The 26,022-nt window shown below is 71.9% G+C and carries 23 protein-coding genes and 2 tRNA genes; 16 read left to right on the forward strand and 9 right to left on the reverse strand.

Features of this window, described 5'->3' with window-relative positions:
- Positions 1-71 precede the first annotated feature (71 nt).
- Together J7I94_RS23170 and J7I94_RS23175 are read left to right on the forward strand one after the other, a co-directional pair.
- On the forward strand, positions 72-257 hold the full coding sequence (locus J7I94_RS23170) for a helix-turn-helix domain-containing protein (protein WP_215169578.1): 186 nt from the start codon (positions 72-74) through the stop codon (positions 255-257).
- Positions 258-321: 64 nt separating this feature from the next.
- Positions 322-1,698, forward strand: a complete 1,377-nt coding sequence (locus J7I94_RS23175) for a tyrosine-type recombinase/integrase (RefSeq protein ID WP_215169580.1) — start codon at positions 322-324, stop codon at positions 1,696-1,698.
- Between the two features lie 137 nt (positions 1,699-1,835).
- On the opposite strand, the gene J7I94_RS23180 is transcribed toward J7I94_RS23175, so the two are convergent.
- Positions 1,836-1,922, reverse strand: a tRNA-Ser gene (locus J7I94_RS23180).
- A gap of 92 nt (positions 1,923-2,014) precedes the next feature.
- Positions 2,015-3,496, reverse strand: coding sequence for a S1C family serine protease (locus J7I94_RS23185; protein WP_215169582.1), 1,482 nt, complete (start codon positions 3,494-3,496; stop codon positions 2,015-2,017).
- A gap of 278 nt (positions 3,497-3,774) precedes the next feature.
- On the opposite strand from J7I94_RS23185, the gene J7I94_RS23190 reads away from it, so the two are divergent.
- The 3 genes from J7I94_RS23190 to J7I94_RS23200 all read left to right on the forward strand — a co-directional run bounded on the left by J7I94_RS23190 (position 3,775) and on the right by J7I94_RS23200 (position 6,708).
- Positions 3,775-4,602, forward strand: coding sequence for a glycerophosphodiester phosphodiesterase (locus J7I94_RS23190; protein WP_215169584.1), 828 nt, complete (start codon positions 3,775-3,777; stop codon positions 4,600-4,602).
- Positions 4,603-4,724: 122 nt separating this feature from the next.
- Positions 4,725-5,363 (forward strand): ATP-binding protein, encoded by a 639-nt coding sequence (locus tag J7I94_RS23195; RefSeq protein WP_215169585.1) that lies wholly within the window; start codon positions 4,725-4,727, stop codon positions 5,361-5,363.
- Positions 5,364-5,745: 382 nt separating this feature from the next.
- The gene (locus tag J7I94_RS23200; RefSeq protein ID WP_215169587.1) at positions 5,746-6,708 is read left to right on the forward strand and encodes a DUF5926 family protein; all 963 of its coding nucleotides are present in this window, start codon (positions 5,746-5,748) and stop codon (positions 6,706-6,708) included.
- A gap of 308 nt (positions 6,709-7,016) precedes the next feature.
- On the opposite strand, the gene J7I94_RS23205 is transcribed toward J7I94_RS23200, so the two are convergent.
- Positions 7,017-7,682, reverse strand: a complete 666-nt coding sequence (locus J7I94_RS23205; protein ID WP_215169589.1) for a bifunctional DNA primase/polymerase — start codon at positions 7,680-7,682, stop codon at positions 7,017-7,019.
- 654 nt (positions 7,683-8,336) lie between these two features.
- On the opposite strand from J7I94_RS23205, the gene J7I94_RS23210 reads away from it, so the two are divergent.
- Together J7I94_RS23210 and J7I94_RS23215 are read left to right on the forward strand one after the other, a co-directional pair.
- Positions 8,337-9,731 carry a PP2C family protein-serine/threonine phosphatase gene (locus J7I94_RS23210; protein ID WP_215169591.1) on the forward strand — a complete coding sequence of 465 codons (1,395 nt, stop codon included), beginning with the start codon at positions 8,337-8,339 and terminating at the stop codon, positions 9,729-9,731.
- A gap of 102 nt (positions 9,732-9,833) precedes the next feature.
- Complete coding sequence (locus J7I94_RS23215) at positions 9,834-11,297, forward strand: aminopeptidase P family protein (protein WP_215169593.1); 1,464 nt, start codon at positions 9,834-9,836, stop codon at positions 11,295-11,297.
- 66 nt (positions 11,298-11,363) lie between these two features.
- On the opposite strand, the gene J7I94_RS23220 is transcribed toward J7I94_RS23215, so the two are convergent.
- Positions 11,364-11,816 (reverse strand): ATP-binding protein, encoded by a 453-nt coding sequence (locus J7I94_RS23220; protein ID WP_215169595.1) that lies wholly within the window; start codon positions 11,814-11,816, stop codon positions 11,364-11,366.
- 283 nt (positions 11,817-12,099) lie between these two features.
- Between J7I94_RS23220 and J7I94_RS23225 the strand changes: the two genes are divergently transcribed.
- The 9 genes from J7I94_RS23225 (at position 12,100) to J7I94_RS23265 (ending at position 22,085) form a co-directional block, all read left to right on the forward strand.
- Complete coding sequence (locus J7I94_RS23225) at positions 12,100-12,942, forward strand: hypothetical protein (protein WP_215169597.1); 843 nt, start codon at positions 12,100-12,102, stop codon at positions 12,940-12,942.
- Between the two features lie 112 nt (positions 12,943-13,054).
- A complete protein-coding gene (locus tag J7I94_RS23230; protein ID WP_215169599.1) occupies positions 13,055-13,795 on the forward strand; it encodes a YcnI family protein in 741 nt (246 codons plus the stop codon).
- An 87-nt stretch (positions 13,796-13,882) separates the two neighbouring features.
- Complete coding sequence (locus J7I94_RS23235) at positions 13,883-14,536, forward strand: SCO family protein (RefSeq protein WP_215169601.1); 654 nt, start codon at positions 13,883-13,885, stop codon at positions 14,534-14,536.
- A gap of 26 nt (positions 14,537-14,562) precedes the next feature.
- Positions 14,563-15,030: a copper chaperone PCu(A)C gene (locus J7I94_RS23240; protein WP_215169707.1), complete on the forward strand. Its 468-nt coding sequence runs from the start codon at positions 14,563-14,565 to the stop codon at positions 15,028-15,030.
- A gap of 13 nt (positions 15,031-15,043) precedes the next feature.
- Positions 15,044-17,152 (forward strand): copper resistance CopC/CopD family protein, encoded by a 2,109-nt coding sequence (locus J7I94_RS23245; RefSeq protein ID WP_215169603.1) that lies wholly within the window; start codon positions 15,044-15,046, stop codon positions 17,150-17,152.
- An 8-nt stretch (positions 17,153-17,160) separates the two neighbouring features.
- A complete protein-coding gene (efeB, locus tag J7I94_RS23250; protein WP_215169605.1) occupies positions 17,161-18,450 on the forward strand; it encodes an iron uptake transporter deferrochelatase/peroxidase subunit in 1,290 nt (429 codons plus the stop codon).
- Positions 18,451-18,502: 52 nt separating this feature from the next.
- The gene (pheA, locus tag J7I94_RS23255; protein WP_215169606.1) at positions 18,503-19,438 is read left to right on the forward strand and encodes a prephenate dehydratase; all 936 of its coding nucleotides are present in this window, start codon (positions 18,503-18,505) and stop codon (positions 19,436-19,438) included.
- Between the two features lie 536 nt (positions 19,439-19,974).
- Positions 19,975-21,252 (forward strand): serine--tRNA ligase, encoded by a 1,278-nt coding sequence (gene serS, locus J7I94_RS23260; protein WP_215169608.1) that lies wholly within the window; start codon positions 19,975-19,977, stop codon positions 21,250-21,252.
- Positions 21,249-22,085, forward strand: coding sequence for an HAD family hydrolase (locus tag J7I94_RS23265; protein ID WP_215169610.1), 837 nt, complete (start codon positions 21,249-21,251; stop codon positions 22,083-22,085). Before serS ends, J7I94_RS23265 begins: the two co-directional genes overlap by 4 nt.
- A gap of 14 nt (positions 22,086-22,099) precedes the next feature.
- Here the strand turns inward: J7I94_RS23265 and J7I94_RS23270 are convergent.
- The 5 genes from J7I94_RS23270 to J7I94_RS23290 form a co-directional block, all read right to left on the reverse strand.
- Positions 22,100-22,213 (reverse strand) — tRNA-OTHER (locus J7I94_RS23270).
- Between the two features lie 293 nt (positions 22,214-22,506).
- Positions 22,507-23,226: an ABC transporter permease subunit gene (locus J7I94_RS23275; protein ID WP_215169612.1), complete on the reverse strand. Its 720-nt coding sequence runs from the start codon at positions 23,224-23,226 to the stop codon at positions 22,507-22,509.
- Positions 23,227-23,237: 11 nt separating this feature from the next.
- Positions 23,238-24,149 carry an ABC transporter ATP-binding protein gene (locus tag J7I94_RS23280; protein ID WP_215169614.1) on the reverse strand — a complete coding sequence of 304 codons (912 nt, stop codon included), beginning with the start codon at positions 24,147-24,149 and terminating at the stop codon, positions 23,238-23,240.
- Complete coding sequence (locus J7I94_RS23285) at positions 24,146-25,054, reverse strand: ABC transporter permease (RefSeq protein ID WP_215169616.1); 909 nt, start codon at positions 25,052-25,054, stop codon at positions 24,146-24,148. The genes J7I94_RS23280 and J7I94_RS23285 overlap by 4 nt, the downstream gene beginning before the upstream one ends.
- Complete coding sequence (locus J7I94_RS23290; protein WP_215169709.1) at positions 25,044-26,015, reverse strand: ABC transporter ATP-binding protein; 972 nt, start codon at positions 26,013-26,015, stop codon at positions 25,044-25,046. Before J7I94_RS23290 ends, J7I94_RS23285 begins: the two co-directional genes overlap by 11 nt.
- Positions 26,016-26,022 lie beyond the last annotated feature (7 nt).

Consider the following 26,022-nt stretch of genomic DNA (forward strand, 5'->3'; position numbering starts at 1 on the left):
TCGCGATGAGTCACGACTCAGAGCAATGTGCGCCGAACTCATCCCCCTGAAGTCCACGAGGAGTAGCCACCGTGGCCAGCACCGAGAAGCTCAAGCTCCGTGAAGTCCTCGAAGAGATCGAAATGAGCCGCGCCGCCTTCTACCGGCTGCGCGCCCGTGGCAAGGCTCCCAAGCTGATCAAGTTGCCGAACGGGCAGCTCCGCTGCCGCCGCAGCGACCTTGACGCCTGGTGGGCCAAGTGCGAGATGAGTGCCTGACCCCGAACCACCCCAGAGGGACCCCCGCCAACCGGCGGGGGTCCCTCTCTCGTGAAGGAGATCGATGCACAGCTACGACGTGCGCCTCTGGAACGTCCGCAAGCGCAACAGCAAGGCCGCCCCCTATCAGCTCCGCTGGCTGGTCAGTGGCGAGGAGTTCCAGGAGAAGTTCGCGACCAAGACCCTGGCCGACTCCCGTCGGTCGGAACTGCTCTCTGCGGCGCGCAAGGGTGAGCCGTTCGACACGGAGACCGGCCTCCCCGTGTCGGAAGTGCGCGAGCGCAACCGTACGAGCTGGTACAGCCACGCCCGCGCTCACGCGGCCCGGAAGTGGCCGACCGCTGCGGCCAAGCACCGCGCGAGCATCGCTGAAAGCCTGACCATCGCGACGATGGCGCTCTGTCCGACCGGGAAGGGGCGCCCTGCGGACGACCTCTTGCGCCGTGCCCTCTACCAGTGGGGGTTCAACGCCGGACGCCATGACCAGGAACCCCCGGGCCCGGAAGCCAAGACCCTTGCTTGGGTAGAGGCCAACGCGCCGGCCGTGGTCGACCTGGACAGCGCCAAGCGCGTGCGCACGGTTCTGGAACACCTGGCCAAGCGACAGGACGGGAAGCCGGCCGCCGCCAACACCTTCCGCCGGCGTCGCGCGGTGCTGAGCAACTGCCTGCGGCTCGCTGTCGAGAACGAGTTGCTACCCGGCAACCCCCTGCTTCGTGTCCACTGGGAGACGCCCAAAGCGGTGGAGGAGCTGGACACCCGGAGCGTCGCAACGCCGGCGCAGGCACGGGCGCTGCTGGACGCCGTGCGGGCACAGGGAACGCGTGGCGCCCACCTGGTCGCGTTCTTCGCGTGCATGTACTACGCGGCCATGCGGCCCGAGGAAGTGTCCATGCTGAGCGCCGACCAGTGCGATCTTCCGGAGGAGGGGTGGGGGCGGCTCATGCTCACCGGCGCCCGGCCGCAGGTCGGTTCCGCCTGGACGGACGACGGCAAGCCGTACGAGGAACGCCAGTTGAAGCACCGGGCCCGACGCGCGATCCGGCCCGTGCCGATCCCGCCCGTGCTGGTCGGCATCCTGCGCACCCATCTGGAGACGTTCGGGACCACACCCGAGGGCCGACTATTCAGCGCCGTACGCGGCGGGCCGATCCGGTCGCAGGAGTACGGCGCCGTATGGAAGGAGGCCCGCCGGAAGGCTCTCACCCCGGCGCAGGTCTCCTCTCCGCTCGCTGCCATCCCGTACGACCTGCGGCACGCCTGTGTGTCGTTCTGGCTCCGCTCCGGGGTGAGCCTGGCCGAGACCGCCCGCCGGGCCGGTCAGAGCGTCGCCGTTCTTCAGCGCTACTACGCCAAGGTGCTGGACGGCGAGGAAGCGACGATGAACGCCCTGATCGAACGGGGCCTGGCAGAGCACGAGGGCGAGGCAGAGGGGCCGTGAATCCTGGCCGCAGGTTGGCCGCACGCACTGGTCAGAAGTGGGATACGGCCGGAACGGGGTGAGACAGGCCGCATGCCGAAGGGGTGCCGTTCCGGAGAGTGGCACCCCTTCTGACCTGCTAGGTCTCTGACCTGCTGCGGTGGGTGTGGGATTTGAACCCACGGTGACATCGCTGCCACGACGGTTTTCAAGACCGTTCCCTTAGGCCGCTCGGGCAACCCACCTCTGCCCCGTCCCGCCTGGGGCGGAGCGGGTACAGCGTACCGGCACGCGGTCGTGGACGGGGGCCGGAGGTGCGGGGAGGTGGTCGGGTGGATCAGTCGTCGCCGGTCTTGGAGCCCAGGGTGAGTTCCACCGTGTTCTCCTTGCCGTCGCGCTCGTAGGTGACCTTCACCTTGTCGCCGGGCTGGTGGGTCCAGATCTCGCCGATCAGGGTGGGACCGCTGTCGATGACGTGGTCGTCCAGCTTGGTGATGACGTCGCCGGGCTTGAGGCCGGCCTTGTCCGCGGGGCCGCCCGACTCGACGGGCTCGGCGCCGCTGACGCCCTGCTCGGTGATCTGGGCGCCGTCGGTCGTCTCCTCCAGGGAGACGGACGCGCCGATCTTCGCGTACACCGGCTCGCCGGTCTTGATCAGCTGCTGGGCGACGTACTTGGCCTGGTTGATCGGGATGGCGAAGCCGAGGCCGATGGAGCCGGCCTGGCCGGTGCCGCCGAGGCCGTTGCTCGCGGACTGGATCGCGGAGTTGATGCCGATGACGTTGCCCTGGGCGTCCAGCAGCGGGCCGCCGGAGTTGCCCGGGTTGATGGAGGCGTCGGTCTGCAGGGCGCTCATGTAGGACGCCTTGCTGGTGGCGCTGCCGTCGCTGGAGGCGACCGGGCGGTTCTTGGCGCTGATGATGCCGGTCGTCACCGTGTTGGACAGGCCGAAGGGGGCGCCGATGGCGATCGTGGAGTCGCCCACGGCCACCTTGTCGGAGTCGCCCAGGGCGAGCGGGTTCAGGTTCGACGGCGCGTTCGCCAGCTTGATGACGGCGACGTCGTAGCCCTGGGCGTGGCCGACCACCGAGGCGTTGTACTTCTTCCCGTCCGGGAACGTGGCGGTGAGCTTGCCGCCGTCGACCGCCTCGGCCACCACGTGGTTGTTGGTCAGGATGTGGCCCTGCTTGTCGAAGACGAAGCCGGTGCCGGTGCCGCCCTCGCCGCTGGTGCTCTCGGCCTCGATGGTGACCGTGCTGGGCAGCGCCTTGGCGGCCACGCCCGCGATGGTGCCCGCGTCGCGCTTGACCGAGCCGCCGGTGTCCGAGGCGGAGACCGTGGTGGAACCCGAGTCGTTGTTCTCGGCCAGGGTGTAGCCGAGACCGCCGCCGAGACCGCCCGCCACCAGCGCGGCGACCAGGACCGCGGCGACCAGTCCGCCGCGCCCGCCGCCGGACTTCGGCGCGGGCTGCTGGTACGGGGCGCCCCAGCCGCCGCCAGAGCCGTCACCGCCGCCGAAGCCCACACCGCTTCCGGTGCCGGCGCCGCCGCCCGCGTACGGGTTGGCCGGCGGCGGGGGCGGCGGCCAGGAGGCGTCGGGGGCCGAGCCCTGCGTGGCCGCTCCGTAGGGGGCCTGTCCCGGCGCCGGGTCGCCTGGGGCGCCGGGGTGGCCCTGGGAGGCGCCGTTCGGTCCCGCGGGCGGCGTCGGCGTGCCGCCCTGGGGCGCCGACGGCTGCGGGGAAGCTGCGGGAGAGTCCACCGGCACGGGGGGTGCGGACGGGGCCGGAGGTACCGCGGTGCCCTCGTTCTCGGTGCTCACAGCTTTTCTCCTCGGTCCACGGCTGTTGTTCGGTCCCACTGAGCAGCACTCAGCCACGCTCGTGCGCGCCGGCCCGAAGGGCTCCGACGCGGTGCAGCTGTGCATGTCTTTTTTGTATGCCCCAGCTTTTCCCACGGGCCGTCAGAGCACCATAAGCGGTCGCTGTGGGTCCGTGGCGATTTCTTACATAGGAAATGTAAGACATACCGGCCTGGATGCCCCGCCCCTGCCCCTACGTCCGTCTCACACCTGCCCCCGCGCGGTGACACCATGACGCGGTGACCCACGCACGACAGCACCGTATCCAGGTCGTCGCCCACCGCGGGGCCTCGGAAGAAGCCCCCGAGCACACCCTCGCCGCGTACACGAAGGCCATCGAGGAGGGTGCGGACGCCCTTGAGTGCGACGTGCGCCTCACAGCCGACGGGCACCTGGTGTGCGTCCACGACCGCCGCGTCAACCGTACGTCCAACGGGCGCGGCGCGGTCTCGGCGATGGAGCTGGCCGACCTGGCGGCACTGGACTTCGGCTCCTGGAAGACGCGCGAGGCGTGGCGGATCCGCGGCGAGGAGCCCCAGTGGGAGCACCGTCCGGAGGACCGGGAGGCGACCTCCGTACTCACCCTCGAGCGGCTGCTCGAACTCGTCGCCGACGCGGGACGCAGGGTCGAGCTGGCCATCGAGACCAAGCACCCCACGCGCTGGGCGGGGCAGGTGGAGGAGCGGCTGCTGGCGCTGCTGAAGCGGTTCGGGCTCGACGCGCCGGCCGACGCGGACGACACGCGCGTGCGCGTGATGAGCTTCTCGGCGCGTTCGCTGCACCGGGTGCGGGCCGCCGCGCCGGCACTGCCCACCGTCTACCTGATGCAGTTCGTCTCACCCCGGCTGCGCGACGGGCGGCTGCCGGTCGGCGTCCGGATCGCGGGTCCCTCGGTACGGATCGTGCGCAGTCATCCCGCCTACATCGAGCGTCTGAAACGAGCCGGTCACCAGGTGCACGTATGGACCGTGAACGAGCCGGAGGACGTGGACCTCTGCGTGAGCCTCGGCGTCGACGCCATCATCACCAACCGGCCCCGCGCGGTCCTGGAGCATCTCGGCCGCTGAGACCGCCGGCCGGCACGCGCACGCTGCGGACCAGCAGTCAAACCGGCACATTCCAGCCATTCAGCGACCATCTGATTACCCGGAGTGCCCCGGCGCGTTCGGTGCGTGGCCGCGTGTGTCGAATGCGTCACCGGGCGGGGATCGGCCGGTTTCCGGTTCAGGCCAATGGGGCATCCACACCGTGGCGTGGGGCAAAGGAGGTCTCGGGGGTGGCGTTGGTGGTGGCACAGGAGGTGCCGACGTCGTCGAGCATGGCCGTTCCCCATGGCCCTTCGGGCGTGGGGGGAGCAAGGCACCGCATGCGTGATCAGTTGCGCAGGAGCGGAGTCGCGGAAGCGGTCATCGACGACGCCGTACTGATCCTTTCGGAACTCTTGAGCAATGCGTGCAAGCACGGCCGGCCCCTGGGTGGCGCCCTGGCCGGAGACGGTGACGTGCGTGCCGCCTGGCGGGTGGACGCCGGCGGCCGGCTCCTGGTCGAGGTGACCGACGGCGGCGGACCGACCCGTCCGGCCCCGGCGACCCCCTCGGTGACGGCACACGGGGGCCGCGGGCTCAACATCATCACCGCGCTGGCCGACGACTGGGGCGTCCGCGACGACGCCCGGGGCGAGGTCACGGTCTGGGTCGTCGTCCATGCGGATGTGTACGACCCGGACGCCGGACACCGCCGCGACGACTTCGCCGCGCGGGTGGGCGCCCCGGCGGTGGCCGACATCCCGGGGCTGGACTTCGCGGACGCCTTCGACGACTTGGGCTGACGCGAACGCGGCGGCGAGCTGACGGCACGTCGGGCGACTCCTCGGCGGACGGGGGCGGCTGACGGGTTCGACCGACACTTCGGCCGACGGGTTCGATCATCGGGTTCAACTGACACTTGGGCCGACGCGTCCGGCCGACGGGACCAACTGACGCTTCAGCCGACCTGTTCGACCGACGGGCCGGACCGACGGGGGTTCGGGTCACGCTTCGGCCGACGGGTGCGACGGGCAGCCTCCCGGACGTCCCGCGAAACCCGTGCCGTAGTCCACAGTCCTGGAGCTGTCCACAGTCCCGGAGTTGTCCACAGGTTCCCGTCGGCCGCCGCCTGAACGGCTAGGCTCGCGCCCGTACGAGTAGAGCCGTAACCGGGAGACACCCACGATGGCCAAGAAGCGCCCCCAGACGAAGGCCAAGCGCCCTCAGCTCGATGCGGAGGTCCCGGTCGTCGGCGCCCGCGAGCCCTGCCCCTGCGGCAGCGGTCGCCGTTACAAGGCGTGTCACGGGCGGGCCGCCGCCCAGGCCGTGACCGAGCTGGTGCAGCGCCCGTTCGAGGGACTGCCCGGCGAGTGCGACTGGGTGGCGCTGCGCGAGTTGGTGCCGGCGGCGACGGCCGGGCTGCCGCTGAAGGGCGGCCTGCCCGAGGGCGTGCCGTCCGTGACCCTGGCGACGGTTCTGCCGATGGCCTGGCCGGCGCTGCGCCGTGACGACGGCTCGGTCCTGCTCGGCCTGCAGAACGACACGCCCTCCGGTGACATCAGCCGCGACCTGGCCGACACCCTCCAGCGGGCCCTGAGCGCCGAGCCGGGTACGCCGGTCCAGGCCCGCCGCGCACCGGCGGACGGGCCCCGGCTCCAGGACCTGCTCGACGCCGACGGCGTTTTCGAGCCAGTGGTGCACGAGGGCTTCGAGTTCTGGGTCCCGGACGCGGAGAACGCCACGCCCGAGGTGGCCGCCTCCCTGGAGCGGGCCAACGCCGCGGCCATCCCGACCGTCCGGCTCCAGGGCGTGGACGCCGCCTACTGGTGCGAGACGCCGGAGAAGAACCACCTGCGCTGGGTCATGCCGCACGAGGAGGAGCGACTTCTGGACGCTCTCGCGCGGCTGCACGCGGCGGGCCGGTCGTCCCTCGGGGAGGGCACCCGGCTCGTCGGTTCCTTCCGCGCCCACGGGCTGATCGTGCCGGTCTGGGACCTGCCGCGCGCCGTCTCCGCACAGGACGTCGAGAAGCCTGCGGCCGAGTTCGCCGAGCGCCTCGCCGAGGCTCTGGGCACGGACGCGCCGCTCACCGCCGAGGAGCGCCGGGCCCGTGGCGGTCTGACCAACCGGCAGGTCACGCTCAGCTGACGACCGGCCCCGGGGTGGGTGACTTCGGTCACAACTCCCGGTCAGCGCAGGTCAGTCGATGACCGGAAACGCAGAGACGGAATTTGCTAACCGCCGATCTCTTGTTACCGTTTCCAATAGCCCGGTTGCTGGTGCATCCCCCGTCGCCAGCAACCGGGCCTTTGTGCGTCCGGTGCCGTTCAGCACCGCACGGTGCCGTTCAGCGCCATTCACGTTCAGCACCGTTCAGCACCGCTCAGCGCCGTTCGTTCCGCCCTCGTTCACCGGGCGCCCACGGCCGCGCGCCCCGCGGCCGTACCTCCCGCGCCCTACATCTCGGGCGCGTTCACACCCGTACGAGTCAGGGCGTCGACCACCGCGTCGACCACGGCCTCCACGTCGGGCACCCAGGGCGAGGACGAGCCGGGCAGCGGAGCCCGCTCCCAGCGGACGGGGCCCGCGCCGCACTCGGACGGGGGCAGGGCGAGGTAGCCGCCCTCGCCGTGGAAGCGCAGGGAGCCGGGGACGAAGTCCTTGGCGTAGAGCAGTTCGCCCAACTGCTCCAGGGAGTACGGCTTGACGAGGATCGACCAGCGGGCCGGCGAGGCGACGACCGGGCCGAGCCGCATGCCCGTCCGGTCGAGCGCGGCCAGGGCGCGGGCGGCCGGCAGCGCGGGCAGGGACACGGCGCACGGGGCGTTGCCCCCGGTGGCCAGGATGATCGGGGCGGCCGGCCGGTTGGCCCACCACCAGCGCACCATACGTCCGTCGGCGGTGGCCGCGAGGAGCCCCGGGTCGAAGGGGTGCGCGCCGGGCACCGTGCACTCCGGGTCGGGGCAGGAACAGCCGGAACGCCCCTCCGGATCCGCCGCCACGCCCGGGAGAACGGGCCACTGCCATTCCGTGGCGTAGGTCAGGGCCGCGCTGATCAGGTCAGGCCCCCCGTCACCGCGCCGGGACAGGAGCCTGCGTCGCCTTCCGAGGATCTCGCGCATGAGCGCTCGTTCCTTTCCGTTGCACGCCTGGCAACACCGAGGTCCACATCACACCATGTGTCGATCTCTTCACTGCGCGAATCGCTTGCGCGCACTTGCGCGTATCTGTCGGCGCGTCACACCTTGCCGGGAGGCAAGGGGAACCCCTATGGGTCGAGCATCGGCTGCGTCCGCGGCCGGTCCGTCCATACTGCGTCGGGCAAAAGCATGGGCGTGGCGCGGGGGTGGCGGAGTCTGGCGTTTTGCCGTCCCGCGTATTTCTCTCCGCCTCCGCCACGGGAGGATGGGGCACGGTCGTCGGTGGATAGGACGCCCGGGTCCATCGCCAGGTTCCGGATGGTGCCGAGCACCCGCCGACCACCCCTGGCTTTCACCGAGTACGTACCCATCACGACCGCTGTGACGCTCCGTGAAGCACCACCAGTCGACCGCAACAAGAGGTACTGCGGGGCGTTTTCCAGCCAACTTTGTTTCTTCGCACAACACAGACCAGGACGCCACTTACGCCTCATGGACACCAGGAATTCCAGCAGGACAATGCTGGACATCCCCTCACGAGTGCGTGTACATGTGGAGACACTGCCGGCGACGCAGAATGACATGGGGGTTTGCGATGCTTTTGAGCAGTAAGAGCCGGTCGGGAAGCCGACTGCCATGAACGCGCCGCACCCTCCGAAAGTGGCCGGAATCGATTCAACGGTTCCCTCACCCGCCCACACTGCCGCGTCCGTCCCGCCGGGCGCCCCGGCGGTCCGCCCGGCCTCTCCCGGCGCTCCCGGCGCCCTCCTCCAGGACCGCCTCGCCGGCTGGGTCTCCGACCTCACCACGCTGCACGAACTGACCGAGCGCCTGGTCCGCACCGGCACCCTCGCCGACGCCTTCGACGAACTGCTGCGTGCCGGAGCCGCCCTGGTGGGCGCGCGCCGCGGCCTGGTCGTCCTGGAACCCGCCGACGGACTCGGCCCGGACACCTCGGCCGGCCTCGGCCTGGCCCGCGCCGACCTCGGGCACATCGAGACCGTGCCGCGCGCCTCACTGGCGTACGGACGGATCCTGGACGGGCTGCCGGTCGGCGAGGCCGGGATCGCCGAACCCGATCTGCTCGCCGAGGAGGGACTCGACCCCCGCCACCGCGACGTCGCCGTCCGCCTCGGCTACGCCGCCAGCTACGCGCTCCCGCTGCGGACCGAGACCGCCGGCCGCCTCGGCGCCGCCGTATGGCTGTACGACGAGCCCGCCGAGCCGCGTGAGCGGCAGCGGCACCTGGCCGGGCTGTACGTCCGCTACGCCGCCGAGCACCTGGACCGGCTCCGCGAACTGGAGCGCACGCGCGCGTGCATGGCCACGATCGCCGAGGAGTTGCTCCCCGCGCGGCTGCCGCGCGCTCCCGGTGTCCGGCTCGCCGCCCGGCACCGCACCGGCCCGCGCGGCGGCGGCGACTGGTACGACGCGCTGCCGCTGCCGGACTCCGCGCTCGGCCTGTGCGTCGGCTCCGTCACCGGCTCCGGGCCCGGCGCGCTGGCCGCGATGGGCCGGATGCGGGCCTCCCTGCGGGCGTACGCCGTGATGGAGGGCGAGGACCCGGTCGCCGTCCTGTCCGACCTGGAGCTGCTGCTGCGGCTCACCGAGCCCGCCCGCTCGGCCACCGCCCTGTTCGGCTACTGCGAGCCCGTGCTGCGCCGGATCACGCTGGCCGGCGCCGGGCACAGTCCGCCGCTGCTGACCGGGGAGCGGCGCACGGAGTTCGTGGAGACCTCCGTCTCCGCGCCGCTGGGCATGCTGGCGTGCTGGGAGGCGCCCAGCGTGGAGGTGTGCGCCGACCCCGGGGAGACGGTGCTGCTGTACACCGACGGGCTGCTGCGCCGTACCGGCGACCCCGTCGACCGCGCCTTCGCCCGCCTGCACGCGGCCGCCGCCGGGGTCCCCCGGGCCCGACGGCACGATCCGGACGCGGTCGCCGAGCACGTCCTGCGCACCGTGCTGCCGGACGGGCTGGACGAGGCGGACTCCGAGGAGGACGTGGTGCTGCTCGCCGTCCGGTTCGAGTAGCGGCGCGGCCGTCCCGGCCGCCGGTGTAACGGGTCCTCGGGCCCTGGGCCCCCTTCCGTACGACCGTACGATGGGAGGTGGTCCAGTGCCGTAACAAGGAGGATGACCGTGTCGGAGGAGCTGCCGGAGACCCCGGAATCCGCTGAGGAAGAGCCGATCAAGCAGCGCAAGAACGGCCTGTACCCGGGCGTGTCCGACGAGCTCGCCGAGAACATGAAGTCCGGCTGGGCCGACACCGAGCTGCGCGACGTGGAGCCGATCGCCCAGGCCGCCGAGACCGCCGCCCGCCGGGCCGCGCTGTCCGCTCGCTTCCCCGGCGAGCGCCTGGTGATCCCCGCGGGCAACCTGAAGACCCGTTCCAACGACACCGAGTACGCCTTCCGCGCCTCCGTCGAGTACGCGTACCTCACCGGGAACCAGACCGAGGACGGCGTCCTGGTGCTGGAGCCCGAGGGCGAGGGCCACCGGGCCACGATCTACCTGCTGCCGCGCTCCGACCGGGAGAACGGCGAGTTCTGGCTGGACGGCCAGGGCGAGCTGTGGGTCGGCCGCCGCCACTCCCTCACCGAGGCCGAGAAGCTGTACGGCATCCCCGCCTCCGACGTGCGCGAGCTGGCCGGCAGGCTGCGCGAGGCCACCGGCCCGGTCCGCGTCGTGCGCGGCCACGACGCCGGCATCGAGGCCGCGCTGACCGACAAGGTCACCGCCGAGCGCGACGAGGAACTGCGCGTCTTCCTCTCCGAGGCCCGCCTGGTCAAGGACGACTTCGAGATCGGCGAGCTGCAGAAGGCGGTCGACTCGACCGTGCGCGGCTTCGAGGACGTCGTGAAGGTGCTCGACAAGGCGGAGGCGACCAGCGAGCGCTACATCGAGGGCACGTTCTTCCTCCGCGCGCGCGTGGAGGGCAACGACGTCGGCTACGGCACCATCGCCGCCGCCGGCCCGCACGCCTGCACCCTGCACTGGGTCCGCAACGACGGCCCGGTCCGCTCCGGCGACCTGCTGCTGCTCGACGCGGGCGTGGAGACGCACACGTACTACACCGCGGACGTCACGCGCACGCTGCCGGTCAACGGCCGCTACAGCGACATCCAGAAGAAGATCTACGACGCCGTCCACGAGGCCCAGGAGGCCGGTATCGCGGCGGTGAAGCCGGGCGCCAAGTACCGCGACTTCCACGACGCGGCGCAGCGGGTGCTGGCCGAGAAGCTGGTCGAGTGGGGGCTCGTCGAGGGCCCGGTCGAGCGGGTGCTGGAGCTGGGGCTGCAGCGCCGCTGGACGCTGCACGGCACCGGCCACATGCTCGGCATGGACGTCCACGACTGCGCCGCCGCGCGGGTCGAGTCCTACGTCGACGGCACCCTGGAGCCCGGCATGGTGCTCACCGTGGAGCCGGGCCTGTACTTCCAGGCCGACGACCTGACCGTGCCCGAGGAGTACCGGGGCATCGGCGTCCGGATCGAGGACGACATCCTGGTCACCGCCGACGGCAACCGGAACCTGTCGGACGGGCTGCCGCGCCGCTCCGACGAGGTCGAGGCGTGGATGGCCTCGCTCAAGGGCTGATACGGGGGTTCACGGCCGGCCCGGAACACAGCGGCCGTTCACGGACCCGGGGCGCCCGCCCCGGGTTCACACCGCCACGAGCGGGGCGTCGTTCCGCCACTTGATGATCTTGTCGAAGCTCACCACCGCGCCGCCGCGCGCCGTCGCGCTGCCGATGTGGACGTGGTCGGCGAGTTCCCGGATGAGGCACAGCCCCCGGCCGTGCTCGGCGTCGGCGGGGGCCGGTGCCGGCCGGGACGGGCGGCCGGCGGTGAAGCCGGGTCCCGAGTCGGTGACCTCGATGCGGCACCGCTCGCCGTCCAGGTAGGCCGTGACGCGGTAGGCCGCGGAAGGGTCGCCGTGCGCGCCGTCCCCGCCGTGCTCGACGGCGTTGGCGCACGCCTCGGTGAGGGCGACGGAGAGGTCGTAGGAGATGTCGGGGTCGACGCCCGCCGTCTCCATGGTGCCGAGGAGCAGGCGGCGGGCCAGTGGCACGCTCGCAGCCTCGCGCCGCAGATGGAGTGACCACCAGATGCTCATGCTCCACCAGCCTCCTGGGCGCGGCTCGACATACCGTTACGTATTGCCCGGCGTGCCCGGCCGTAAGCGCGGGGTTGACGTGAGACCGCCCATACGGCGGATGCGCCCCGGCGGCCACCGGTGTATGCGGGGCTCCCGCACCGGGGTGCGAGGGGCTCCCGGGGCTCCCGGAAACGGCTCGTGCACGAGGGCGCACTCCCCCAGACGGTGACCTTCCGGTCGTACGGCATCTTGCGGACCTGCCGCACGGTGCGGGTGGGTCCAGTGCGATGATGAGCCCGCCATGACTGCCTCCCACCCGCCTACGGCGCGCTCCGGGAACGACCTCCGGATCCTGCGGGCCGCGGTGTTCGCCGCGGTCTGCGTCGTGCTGGCCGGGGCGGGGCACACGCTCGCCTCCTGCGCCGGTGTCCCGTTGTGGTCGCTGGGCGCCGGGTTCCTCGGGGTGGTCGTGGTCGCGGTACCGCTCGCCGGGCGGGAGCGGTCGCTGCCCGGTATCGCGGCGCTGCTCGCGGTCGGACAGACGGCGCTGCACGCGCTGTTCGGGCTCGGCCAGCACGGGGCCGCGGCCGCTGACACGACGGCCACGGCCACGGCCGCGACGGCGGACGCGACGCTGGTGCAGCAGGCGGCGCGGCTGGTGTGCGGGACCACCGCGGCGGCGCTCAGCCCGGCGCAGGCGCAGCGCATCCTCAGCGACGCGCGGGTCCGGCCGGACGCCGCCGACGCCACCGTCCACACGGCCCACCACCCGGCGGACGCCCTGTCGGCCGCCGTCGGCTCCCCCGCCGCCCTGCTGCCGTCCCTGCCGATGCTCCTGAGCCACGTCCTGGCGGCGATAGCCGCCGGCTGGCTGCTGCGCCGCGGGGACCTGGCCCTGGCGCGGCTCGTGGAGCTGTCGGCGCACTCCGCGCACCTCGTCACCGAGGGCGCGCTCGTACGCTCCCTGCGCGCCGCGCTCGCTCTGGTGCGCGCCCTGCGCGCCGGGCTGCCGGGCGCGCCGGACGAGGCCGCGCGCCCGCCGCGTACGGCCCTGCTCGCCGGACCCCGGCCCCGTACCACCGCACTCCAGCACACGGTGATCCGGCGCGGACCGCCGAGCGCCGCGTTCGTTCTCGCCGCCTGACACGACGCGACCGCCGCTCCGCCCACCGGTGGAGGGGGACGCCGTCGTGCGGCACGCGCGCGTGCGCGCGCTCCCCCATCACCTGCACATCGAGAGAAGCGGAGTGCTCTTCATGAAGGCTTCCCGTATCGCCGCCGCCGGCGCCGTCGCCGGCACCGCCGTGCTCGTCCTGTCCTCGCCCGCCTTCGCGCACGTCACCGTGCAGCCGGAGGGCGAGGCCGCCCAGGGCGGTTACGCGGTCGTCGACTTCAAGGTCCCCAACGAGCGGGACAACGCCTCCACCACCAAGCTGGAGGTCACCATGCCCACCGACCACCCGCTGGCCTCGGTGATGCCGCAGCCGGTCGAGGGCTGGGACATCAAGACCACCAAGAGCAAGCTGGACGAGCCGGTCGAGTCGCACGGCGAGAAGCTCACCGAGGCCGTCACCAAGGTGACCTGGACGGCGACCGGCGAGGGTATCGAGCCGGGCTACTTCCAGAAGTTCCCGGTCTCCCTCGGCGCGCTGCCCGAGGACTCCGACGAGCTGGTGTTCAAGGCGATCCAGACGTACTCCAACAAGGAGGTCGTGCGCTGGATCGAGGTGCAGCAGGAGGGCCAGGAGGAGCCCGACACCCCGGCCCCCGTGCTCGAACTGACGGCCGCCGAGGACGACTCCGCCGACGCCCACGGTTCCTCCGCCGCGGCGGCCGACGACACCGAGGCGGCGGCCGAGACCACCGAGGCCGCCTCCGACGACTCCGGCTCCACCGACACCACCGCCCGCGTCCTGGGCGTCGTCGGCATCGTCGTCGGCGCGGCGGGCGTGGCCTACGGCGTGCTCGCCGGACGCCGGCGCTCCACCACCGCCTGAGGCGGCCCGTACGTCCGGTGCGTGCCGGGGACCCGACGGTCCGGGCCCCGGTGCGCGCCGCAACACTCACCACTGGGACATTTCTCTATGCGCACCAAGACGTTCACCGCGGCGGCCCTGCTCGCCGCCGCCTCCCTGACCCTCACCGCCTGCGGCAGCGGCGACGACACCGGCTCGCCCGTCACGGTGGTCTCCGAGGACGCCTCCTCCCAGCAGGCCGCCACCGTTCTCGACCAGCCCTTCGACAAGCCGGACCTGGTCCTCACCGACACCCAGGGCGAGAAGTACGACCTCCGCGAGGAGACGGCCGGCAAGCCGACCCTGATCTACTTCGGCTACACCAACTGCCCCGACGTCTGCCCCCTGACGATGAACAACATCGCCGTGGCCAAGAAGCAGCTGTCCCAGGCGGAACAGGACGAGCTGCGCGTCGTGTTCGTCACCTCCGACCCCGAACGGGACACCCCGGCCGCGCTCGGCAAGTGGCTCAAGGGCATCGACCCGCAGGTCGTCGGGCTGACCGGCGACTTCGACACCATCCAGGCCGGCGCCCGCACCCTCGGCATCTCCATCGACCCGGCCACCAAGGACAAGAACGGCAAGGTCGTCTCCACCCACGGCACCCAGGTCGTCGCCTTCTCCCCGAAGACCGACAAGGGGTACGTGCTGTACGGCGAGGACGCCACGGTGGACGACTACACCAAGGACCTCCCCAAGCTGATCAAGGGGGAGAAGCCGTGAGCCACCGCCCCGCCCTGGGTGCGGTGATGCTGGCCGGCGCCCTCACCCTCACGGGGTGCGGCGCCGAGGACTCGGGCGACGCCGACCTCTCCGTCAGCGCCGCCTACGTGCCGCGGCCCGTCTCCGACACCATGGCGGCGGGCTTCCTGACCATCACCAACGACGGCGGCGCCGAGGACGAGCTGACCTCGGTCACCAGCGACGCCGGTGAGGTCACCGTGCACGAGACCGTCGACGGCGCCATGCGGCAGGTCGACAGCCTCCCGATCCCGGCGCACGGCAGCCTCGCCCTGCAGAGCGGCGGCGACCACCTGATGTTCGAGAAGCTGAAGCAACGGCCCGAGGAGGGCCAGACGCTCTCCGTCGAGCTGCACTTCGCCGACTCCGACCCCGTCACGGTCGAGATGCCGGTGAAGTCCGCCACGTACCGGCCCGGCACCTCCGACGCCGGACAGACGGAGCACGGCACACCGTCCGAGCACTCCAGCCACTGAGGGAGGGACCACCTTGACGCGGACCATCGCCCCACGCGCGCGGACCCTGGTGCTGCTGTTCGTGGCCGTGGCCGGCGCGCTGCTCGCCACCGCCGCCCCGGCCTCCGCGCACGCCGCGCTGACCGGCAGCGATCCCCAGCAGGGGGCGGTGGTCGACCGGGCCCCGGCCCGGGTGTCACTGACGTTCTCCGAGAACGTCTCCATGGACGACGACGCACTGCGCGTCCTCGACCCCAAGGGCAAGCGCGTCGAGGACGGCGCGCCGGCCAACGTCAGCGGCACCACGTACGGCGTCGCCCTGCACTCCGGGCTGCCGGACGGCACCTACACGGTGACCTACCAGGTCGTCTCCGCCGACAGCCACCCCGTCTCCGGCGCCTTCACCTTCTCCATCGGCGCCCCCTCCGAGACCTCGGTGTCGGCCACCGCCCAGGAGGCCGGCGGCGGGATCGTCGGCTGGCTGTACGGCCTCGGCCGCTACGTGGCCTACGCCGGCTTCGCCGTGCTGGTCGGCGGCGCCGCCTTCGTCCTCGCCTGCTGGCCGCGCGGCTCGGGCGTGCGGAGCGTACAGCGCCTGGTCGTCTCCGGGTGGCTCGCGCTGACCGCCGCCACCCTCGCCATGCTCCTGCTGCGCGGGTCCTACACCGGCTCCGGGAAGGCCGCCGACATCGTCGACCTGGAGCTGCTCGGCCAGGTCCTCCAGACCAAGACGGGCGCCGCCCTGGTCTCCCGGCTGCTGCTGCTCGCCGCGGCGGCCCTGTTCGTCGCCGTGCTCTTCGGCGCCCACGACAGGCGCGAGGACCAGGAGAAGCGGGACCTGACCTTCGGGCTCGCCGTCGGCGGGACGGTCGTCGCGGCCGGTCTCGCCGCCACCTGGGCCATGGCCGAGCACGCCTCGGTCGGTCTCCAGCCCGGCATCGCCATGCCCGCCGACGTCGTCCACCTGCTGGCCGTCGCCGCATGGTTCGGCGGGCTCACCACCCTGCTGGTCGCCCTCTACAAGGCGCCCGCCGACAACCCGGTCGACACCACCGCCGTTCGCCGCTTCTCCCTGGTCGCGTTCGGCAGTGTGGTCGCGCTGGTGATCACCGGTACGTACCAGTCCTGGCGCCAGCTGGGGTCCTGGTCGGCGCTGACCGACACCCGGTACGGACAACTGCTGCTCGCCAAGATCGCGCTGGTGGCGGTGCTCGTCGGCATCGCGTACCTGTCCCGGCGCTGGACGGCACGGCTGGCCGGGACGGCGGGCGACGTACCCCGTCCCCGGGAGAAGGAGCGGTCCGGGGCCGCCGGCACCGCGACGGCCGGCAGGACGGCCGCCCCGGCAGCCACGACGACCTCCACCTCGGCATCGGCCAAGGCGTCCACCGGCACAGTTGCCGAGAAGACGTCCGGCACGGCCTCCGGCCCGACGTCCAGCGGGGCGTCCAGCGGGGCGTCCGCCAAGGCGTCCGACGGGGCATCCGCCGCGGCCTCCGGCGGGGCGTCCGCCCCGGCGTCCGCCGGGCAGCGCACGGGCGGGGTCAAGCCCGTGGGCAACGCCAAGCGCGCCGCCCAGCTCGCCCGGCAGCGGGCCGCCGTGGACGCCGCGCGGCAGAAGCGGTTGCGCGACGGCGACCCCCACCGCTTCGGACTGCGCCGCTCCGTCCTCGCCGAGGCCGGTGTCGCCGTCGTCCTGCTCGCCGTCACCACCGTCCTGACCCAGACCGAGCCGGGACGGACCGAGCAGGAGACGGCGGCCGCCACCTCGTCCGCCGGCTCCGCCGACGCCCAGGCGACCGGCGCCGTGACCCTGGACATGCCCTTCGACACCGGCGGCGAGGACGGCAAGGGCGTGATCCGGGTCGAGGTGGACCCCGCCCGGGTGGGCGCCAACGACGTGCACGTCTACGTCGAGGACCCCAAGGGCCGTGCCGTCGACATCCCCGAGGTGAAGCTCGCCTTCACCCTGGAGACCAAGGACATCGGGCCGCTGCCCGTCGCCCCCGACCACATCACCACCGGACACTGGTCGGCGAGTGAGGTACAGATCCCCATGGCCGGCGACTGGGAGGTCGCCGCGACCGTGCGGACCTCCGACATCGACCAGGTGACCGTCTCCAAGAACGCGCAGATCGGCTGAACCGCACCATGGCTGACCACTCCATCCCGGAGGCCCGTACCCCCGAAGCCCCGGTCGTCGAAGAGACCCCCGCCGCCGCGGAGGGCGTCTCGCGGCGCCGGCTGCTCACCACGGCCGGCGCCACCGGGCTCGTGCTCGGCACCGCCGGCGGTGCCGTCGGCTACGCCGCCGCGCCCTCCGGGGCGACGCCGCTGACCTCGCTGGGCGAGGGGCAGGTGCCGTTTCACGTGAAACACCAGCCCGGCATCACCACCCCCGCCCAGGCCCGCGGCCATCTCATCGCGTTCGACCTGGCGGCGGGCGCCGGACGCAAGGAGGCGACCGCGTTGCTGCGCTGCTGGTCCGACACCGCCCGGCGGCTGATGGCGGGCGAACCGGCCGGCTCCGGCGACACGGACGTGGCCCGCGACGCCGGGCCGTCCTCGCTCACCGTCACCTTCGGGTTCGGCCACAGCTTCTTCGGCCGGACCGGCCTGGAGAAGCAGCGCCCGGTCTCCCTCGATCCGCTCCCCGACTTCTCCTCCGACCACCTCGACAAGAACCGCAGCAACGGCGACCTGTGGGTGCAGATCGGCGCCGACGACGCCCTGGTCGCCTTCCACGCCCTGCGCGCCCTCCAGAAGGACGCCGGATCGGCCGCCCGCGTCCGCTGGCAGATGAACGGCTTCAACCGGTCGCCGGGCGCCACCGCCCACCCCATGACCGTGCGCAACCTCATGGGCCAGGTCGACGGCACCCGCAACCCCAAGCCGTCCGAGGCCGACTTCGACCAGCGGATCTGGGTGCCGGAGTCCGGCTCGGACGACCCGGCCTGGATGGCGAACGGCTCCTACGTCGTCGTACGCCGCATCCGCATGCTCCTCGACGACTGGGAGGAGCTGTCGGTCAAGGAGCAGGAGAACGTCATAGGGCGCCGCAAGTCCGACGGGGCACCGCTGTCCGGGGGCGGCGAGACGACCGAGATGGACCTGGAGAAGACGGACGAGGCCGGGAACCTGGTCGTCCCGATCAACGCCCACGCCCGGATCACCCGCCCCGACCAGAACGGCGGCGCGGCCATGCTCCGCCGGCCCTTCTCCTACCACGACGGCTTCGACACGGACGGCGTCCCGGACGCCGGTCTGCTGTTCATCTGCTGGCAGGCCGATCCCCTGCGCGGCTTCGTGCCCGTACAGCGGAAGCTGGACCGGGGGGACGCCCTGTCGACGTTCATCCGGCACGAGGCGAGCGGCCTGTTCGCGGTGCCGGGCGGCGCGGCGGAAGGGGAGTACGTGGGGCAGCGGCTGCTGGAGGGGTGAGGGCCGTCCGCTCGGCGCACGGGGCGGCGGCAGGGCACATTAGGGTGAGGTCATGCCTGCCAGCTACGCGTATCTCGGTCCCGAGGGCACCTTCACCGAAGTCGCCCTGCGCACGCTCCCGGAGGCGGCGACCCGCGAGCTGGTGCCGTACGTCTCCGTCCAGTCCGCGCTCGACGCGGTGCGCTGCGGCGAGGCCGAGGCGGCGTTCGTGCCGATCGAGAACTCCGTCGAGGGCGGCATCACCACCACCCTCGACGAGCTGGTCTCCGGCCAGCCGCTGATGATCTACCGCGAGGTGCTGCTGTCGATCACCTTCGCGCTGCTGGTACGCCCCGGCACCAAACTGTCGGACATCAAGACGGTCACCGCCCACCCGGCCGCCCAGCCGCAGGTGCGCAACTGGCTGAAGGCCCATCTCCCGGAGGCCGTCTGGGAGTCGGCCGCCTCCAACGCGGACGGCGCCCGCCTGGTCCAGGAGGGCCGCTACGACGCCGCCTTCGCCGGTGAGTTCGCCGCGCCCCGCTACGGTCTGGAGCCGCTGGAGACCGGCATCCACGACTCGCCGCACAACGCCCAGACCCGGTTCGTACTGGTGGGCCGTCCCGCCCGGCCCGCCGCGCCGACCGGCGCCGACAAGACGTCCGTCGTGCTGTGGCAGCGCGACGACCATCCCGGCACCCTGCGCGATCTGCTGGGCGAGTTCGCCACCCGGGGCATCAACCTCATGCTGCTCCAGTCCCGGCCCACGGGCGCCGGCATCGGCAACTACTGTTTCTGCGTCGACGCCGAGGGACACATCTCCGACCGGCGGATGTCCGAGGCGCTCATGGGGCTGAAGCGGGTCTGCCTCCAGGTGCGGTACCTCGGCTCCTACCCGCGCGCGGGCGTCGGCCCCGGCGAGGCGGCCGACCGGTTCCCGGGGACCTCGGACGAGGAGTTCGTGGCGGCGGCGGAGTGGGTCGCGCGGTGCCAGGACGGCCGGTTCTGACGGTCAGCGGCGGGAGGCTCTGACCGTCGTATCTGCTGATCTTAGTTATCCACAGGCGTTATCCACAGGTCCTCATCTCGACCTGAGGACAAGTCGACAACGACGTCCCATTCGGTCGACAAATCACCCTTCAGGGCATATCTCCATCCACAGAGCCGCAGGTCACCCTTCGTCTACCTGTTTCTCACCCCTCATCCTCCGGAGTGACGCGTTTCCACTCGTAAGTGGCCGTTCCGGGGGTTTGGAAGAGGAATTCTCCGTCCCGGATGTCCGATTAGGAATGATCACTTCCGCAGTCCACAGAACTTCCGCACAGCCTGTGGATAACTCTCCGGGGATGTGGATTCCTGTGGACAGCGAGGCCCCAAGTCCCGCTCCGCGCAAGGCGATCAGGTCAACCCACCGCTCCGCACCTGCCTCGTTCCAGGGAATGAGACGCTTTTTATTGACCGCCGTGGACCATCGCGGACCGTCGCGGAGCGCCTCGGTCAATAGTGAGTCGAACGCCGTCACCGGGCACCGGTAGCCTTGACCGTGTGATTGACCTTCGCCTGCTCCGTGAGGACCCCGACCGTGTGCGCGCTTCCCAGCGTGCCCGTGGAGAGGACGTCGCGCTCGTCGACTCCCTCCTTTCCGCCGACGAGCGGCGCAGGTCGTCCGGCGTCCGCTTCGACGAGCTGCGCAACGAGCAGAAGGGACTCGGCAAGCTCATCGGCAAGGCCACCGGCGACGAGAAGGCCGAGCTGCTGAAGCGCGCGAGCCAGCTCGCCGCCGACGTCAAGGCCGCCGACGCCGAGCGCGACGCCGCCGACGCCGAGACCCAGGAACTGCTCCAGAAGCTCGGCAACCTGGTCCACCCCGACGTCCCCGTGGGCGGCGAGGAGGACTTCGTCACGCTGGAGACGCACGGCACCCACCGCGACTTCGCCGCCGAGGGCTTCGAGCCCCGGGACCACCTGGAGCTGGGCCAGCTCCTCGGCGCCATCGACGTCGAGCGCGGCGCCAAGGTCTCCGGCTCCCGCTTCTACTTCCTCACCGGCGTCGGCGCGCTGCTGGAGCTGGCCCTGGTCAACGCGGCGATCGCGCAGGCCACCGCGGCCGGCTTCACGCCGATGCTGACCCCGGCGCTGGTCCGCCCGCAGTCGATGGCCGGCACCGGCTTCCTCGGCCAGGCCGCGCAGGACGTCTACCACCTCGACAAGGACGACCTGTACCTGGTCGGCACCTCCGAGGTGCCGCTCGCCGCGTACCACATGGACGAGATCATCGAGGCCGAGCGGCTGCCGCTGCGCTACGCCGGCTTCTCGCCCTGCTTCCGCCGCGAGGCCGGCTCGCACGGCAAGGACACCCGGGGCATCTTCCGCGTCCACCAGTTCGACAAGGTCGAGATGTTCTCCTACGTCCTCCCCGAGGACGCGCGGGCCGAGCACCAGCGCCTGCTGGAGTGGGAGAAGCAGTGGCTGACCTCGCTGGAGCTGCCGTTCCGCGTCATCGACGTTGCCTCGGCGGACCTCGGCGCCTCGGCCGCCCGCAAGTTCGACTGCGAGGCGTGGATCCCGACCCAGGGCAAGTACCGCGAGCTGACCTCGACCTCGGACTGCACCGAGTTCCAGTCGCGGCGCCTGTCGATCCGGGTGCGCGAGGACAAGAAGGTGCGCCCGCTGGCCACGCTCAACGGCACGCTGTGCGCCGTACCGCGGACCATCGTGGCGATCCTGGAGAACCACCAGCAGGCCGACGGCTCGGTCCGCGTCCCCGAGGTGCTGCGCCCGTACCTGGGCGGCCGGGAGGTCCTGGAGCCGGTGGCCAAGTGAGCGACGCCGTCTCCGACACGGGTTCCGCCGGCTTCCCGTACCGCCTGGTCGCGACCGACCTCGACGGCACGCTGCTGCGCTCCGACGACTCCGTCTCCGCGCGCACCCGGGACGCGCTCGCCGCGGCCACCGCGGCGGGCGCCGCCCACATCGTGGTCACCGGCCGCGCGGTCCCCTGGACCCGGCACGTCCTGGACGACCTCGGGTACGACGGGCTGGCCGTCTGCGGGCAGGGCGCGCAGGTGTACCACGCCGGGGAGCACCGGCTGCTCACCTCGGTCACGCTGGACCGCCAGCTGGCCGGGGTGGCGCTGGCGAAGATCGAGGCGGAGACGGGGCCGCTGTACCTGGCGGCCAGCCGCGACGGTCTGGACGGGGAGGTCCTGGTCGGGCCCGGGTACGCGGTCGGCGGCGGTCTGCCGGCGATCCCGTTCACGGACGCCTCCGACCTGTGGTCGGCCCCGCTGAACAAGATCTACATCCAGCATCCGACGCTGTCGGACGACGAACTGGCGCAGGTGGCCCGGCGGACGGCGGGCGGTTTCGTCACGGTCGTCATGGCGGGTGCCGGGATCGTCGAGCTGCTCCCACTCGGCCTGTCCAAGGCCACCGGCCTGTCGCTGGCGGCCCGCCGCCTGAAGCTGAAGGCCGCGGACACGATCGCCTTCGGCGACATGCCCAACGACATACCGATGTTCGGCTGGGCGGCGCGGGGCGTGGCGATGGCCAACGCCCACGCCGACCTGCGGGCGGTGGCGGACGAGGTGACGTCCTCGAACGACGAGGACGGTATCGCGGTGGTGCTGGAGCGGTTGCTCGACGGCCTCGGCTGACCTGCCGTCGTCGGCGGAGGATGCACGGATCGAACGTGCGCGGGCTTTCCAGGCCCGACCGCGGCCCGCTTCCCGGTCCGTGCGGGACAGGGGAGCGGGCCGGTGCCTTACCACTCGGCCAATCCTCCGGGTGGGCGGTCCACGCGACCGCGGTGCGCGCCGCGTGCTCGAAGCGACCGCCCCGGGCGGCTTCCCGTGTGCGGCAGGCTCGACGGAGGGTGGGTTACTGCTCCGGAGCCCGCCGCGGGCCGCCCTGTCGGGAGCCGGACGGACTGTCGTACCTGGACATCGCCCCGCTCCTCTCCCGGTCCACGGCGCCCCGCGACCAGCGGGGCCCGAACATGACACGAGTGTGCGGGAACGGGCAGGCCGGGCGCCACCGATTAAATCGGACGCCCGGCCGCTGCTCCCCGTCTCCGGCTCACTCCTCCCCGGCGAGGGTCAGCGCGCGCAGTTTCTGCCCGGCGTACCAGGTGGCGAGCACGGTCACCAGGACCAGCAGGACCGTCGCGGTGGTCAGGCCGACGTCGGAGGTCACCAGTTCGCCGCCGGCGATGTTCTGGGCGACGGCGAGCGACCACTGCTGGACGCTGAGGGTGCGGGCGCCGGGTACCAGGGAGCCGAAGAGGGCCTCCCAGACCAGCGCGTACACCAGACCGAACACCACCGCGTGCCGGGAGACCGTGCCGAGCAGCAGGAAGAGCGCGGCGTAGGCGATGGAGGCGACCAGCGCGGCGACCGTGTAGGCGACGGCGATCTGCTGGCCGTTGCCGTTGAGGATCAGGCCGGCGAGCAGGGTGGGCAGCGCGGAGAAGACCATCGTGACGGCGATGGCGACGATCAGCTTGGTGAAGATGATCGTCGGCCGCTTGAGCGGCTTGGACAGCAGGTACACCACCGAGCCGTCGTCGATCTCCGGGCCGATGGCGCCGGTGCCGGCGATGACGCCGATGATCGGCACCATGGTGGCGAGCGCGAAGCCGCCGAGGACGTCGGAGGCGGTCTGGTCGTCGGCGCCGGTCAGGGCGCGTACCGCGACCGCGATGACGAGCAGCAGCAGGGGCAGGGCGCCCAGGATGAGGGCCCGGCGGCGGCCGAGCAGGGCCCGGTAGGTGAGCCGGGCGACTGTGGGGTCGTACATTCTTCGGCCTCCTACGCCGCGACGAGATACGAGAAGACGGACTCGAGGGACTCGTCGGAGGGCGAGACCGTGAGCAACCGGATGTTGTGGTCCCGGGCGACCTTGGGCAGCAGGGTGGTGAACCGGGCGAAGTCGACGGCCTGGACGCGCAGCGCGCCCTCGGCGTGGTCGACCTCGATGCCGGAGGTCGACGGGTCGGCGATCAGCGCGGCGGCCAGCGCCCGGTCGTCGCTGGAGCGGACCAGGTAGCGGTGCGGGCGGTCGGTCATCAGGCGGCGGATGCGGCGGAAGTCGCCGCTGGCCGCGTGGCGTCCGGCGACGATGACCTCGATGTGCCAGGCGAGCTGTTCGACCTCTTCGAGGATGTGCGAGGAGAACAGCACCGTGCGGCCCTCGTCGCCCATGCGGCGCAGCAGGTCCATCAGCTGCATGCGCTGGCGCGGGTCCATGCCGTTGAACGGCTCGTCGAGCAGGAGGAGCGAGGGGTCGTGCACGAGGGCGCTCGCCATTTTCACGCGCTGGCGCATGCCCTTGGAGTACGTGGCGATCTTGCGGTCCTGCGCGTACTCCATCTGTACGGTGGCCAGGGCGCGCTGCGCGGCCTTGGCGCCGAGGCCGTGGAGTTCGGCGTTGGCGAGGACGAACTCCTTCCCGGTGAGGAAGTCGTACATCGCCTCGCGCTCGGGGACGATGCCGATGTGCTGGTAGATGCCCTCGTTGCGCCAGACCTGCTGGCCGTCGAGGGTGACGGTGCCGGTGGACGGGGCGAGGAAGCCGCCCATCATGTTGATGAGGGTGGACTTGCCCGCGCCGTTGGGGCCGAGGAGGCCGGTGACGCCGGGGCCGATCGTCATGGTGATGTCGTTGACGGCGACCACGTTGCCGAACCAGCGGGAGACGTGGTCGATGCTGAGCGTGGTCACAGGCCCACCTTCTTGTAGCGGCGGATCAGCAGGCCGTAGGCGCCGGCGATCAGGCCGAGGGTGACGAGGACGTAGACCAGGCCCTCCGCGGTGCCGGGCCCGTGGCCGCCGGGGAAGGCGGAGGTGGCGCCGAGGAAGGCGGACTGCACGCCGTCGATGAGGGTGATCGGCGAGAACAGGCCGATCCAGGCGATGGCGCCGGTGCTGTCCTGGACGTCGGCGATGGCCTGGAGGGTGGATACCGCGCCGTAGGTGATGGTCAGGACGGCGATGACGGCGGCGATGCCGAAGCCGCGGCGCGGGGTGACCGAGGCGATGACCAGGCCGATGCCGGCGAAGAGCAGCGAGAGCAGTGCCACGGAGACCAGTCCCTGCGCGAATCCCTTCGTCTGGTCGGCGAAGTCGAGTTTGGCGAGCAGAGCGCCCACGTAGAGGACGATCAGCGGAGCGGCCGTCAGGATGAACAAGGCCGAGGCCAGGGCCGCGTACTTGGCGCGGACGTAGTCGGAGGTCTCGATCGGCCGGGAGAAGTAGAGCGGCACGGTCTTGAACCGCAGGTCGCGGGAGACCGCCTGGGGGGCCTGGGAGGCGATGTAGAGGCTGATGACGGCCTGGAGGACGATCGCGTAGCGCGTGTAGTCCAGGGGCAGGTCCTTGGACTTGGCGAAGACGGCGACGGCGACCATGATGCCGGCGGGCAGGCACATGACGACGAACAGCAGCATCGGCAGCACCTTGGACTTGACCGAGCGGCCGAGGCCGTAGGCGCCGCGCAGGGACTGCGAGTAGAGCGAGCGGCGGGCGTAGGCGCGGCCGAGGCGGGGGCCGTCGTAGGCGCGGTAGCCGATGTTGTGGATGCGGGTCTGGTCGCCCGTCACGGCGGCTGTGGGCTGCTCAGTTGCCATGGCCGACCGCCTCCTTCCGCTGTGCGGCAGCGTCGTCGCTGTCCTTGAAGACCTCTGAGATGTGGTGCCGGCGCTGCTCCATGCGGACCAGGCCGAGGCCGAGGCCCGCGATCACGTCACGGATCACGTCGTACGTCTCGTCGCCGGTGGCGGTCAGCAGCAGCACGTGGCCCGCGCCGGGCAGGCCGCTGCCGTCCTCGACGGCGATCCCGCGCGCGTGGAGCGCGTCGCGCACCGCGCGGGTGCCGTCCGGGTGCTCGTCGGTGTCGGTGACCTCGACGGCGAGGGTGGTGGTGGACTGGGTGAAGTCGGTGGTGGAGCTGGAGCGCAGCAGCTTGCCGCCGTCCACGACGACGACGTGGTCGCAGGTGCGTTCCAGTTCGCCCAGCAGGTGGGAGGTGACCAGGACCGAGATGCCGAAGTCGGTGTGGATGCGGCGGATGAGGCCGAGCATCTCGTCGCGGCCGACCGGGTCGAGGCCGTTGGTCGGCTCGTCGAGGAAGACCAGCTGGGGGTCGTGGACGAGGGCCTGGGCCAGCTTCACGCGCTGCTTCATGCCGGTGGAGTAACCGCCGATGGGGCGGTAGCGCTCCTCGTAGAGGCCGACGTGGCGCAGGGTGTCGGCGGTGCGTTCGCGCGCGGCGGCGGGCGGCAGGCCGGACATGCGGGCCATGTGCACGACGAACTCGGTGGCCGAGACGTCGGGCGGCAGGCAGTCGTGCTCCGGCATGTAGCCGACCCGTTCCCGGATGGCGGCTCCCTTGGTGGCCACGTCGAGTCCGAGCACTTCGGCACGGCCCTCGCTGGCGGGGGACAGACCCAGCAGGATCTTGATCAGGGTGGACTTGCCGGCGCCGTTGGCCCCGACGAGTCCGGTCACACCGGCTCCGATGTCCACGGAGAGACGGTCGAGCGCGGTCACCCGGGGGAACCGCTTGCTCAGGCTTTCGGTCGCGATCACAGTCACG

It is taken from the genome of Streptomyces sp. ISL-12 (assembly GCF_018614415.1).
Lineage (GTDB): Bacteria > Actinomycetota > Actinomycetes > Streptomycetales > Streptomycetaceae > Streptomyces.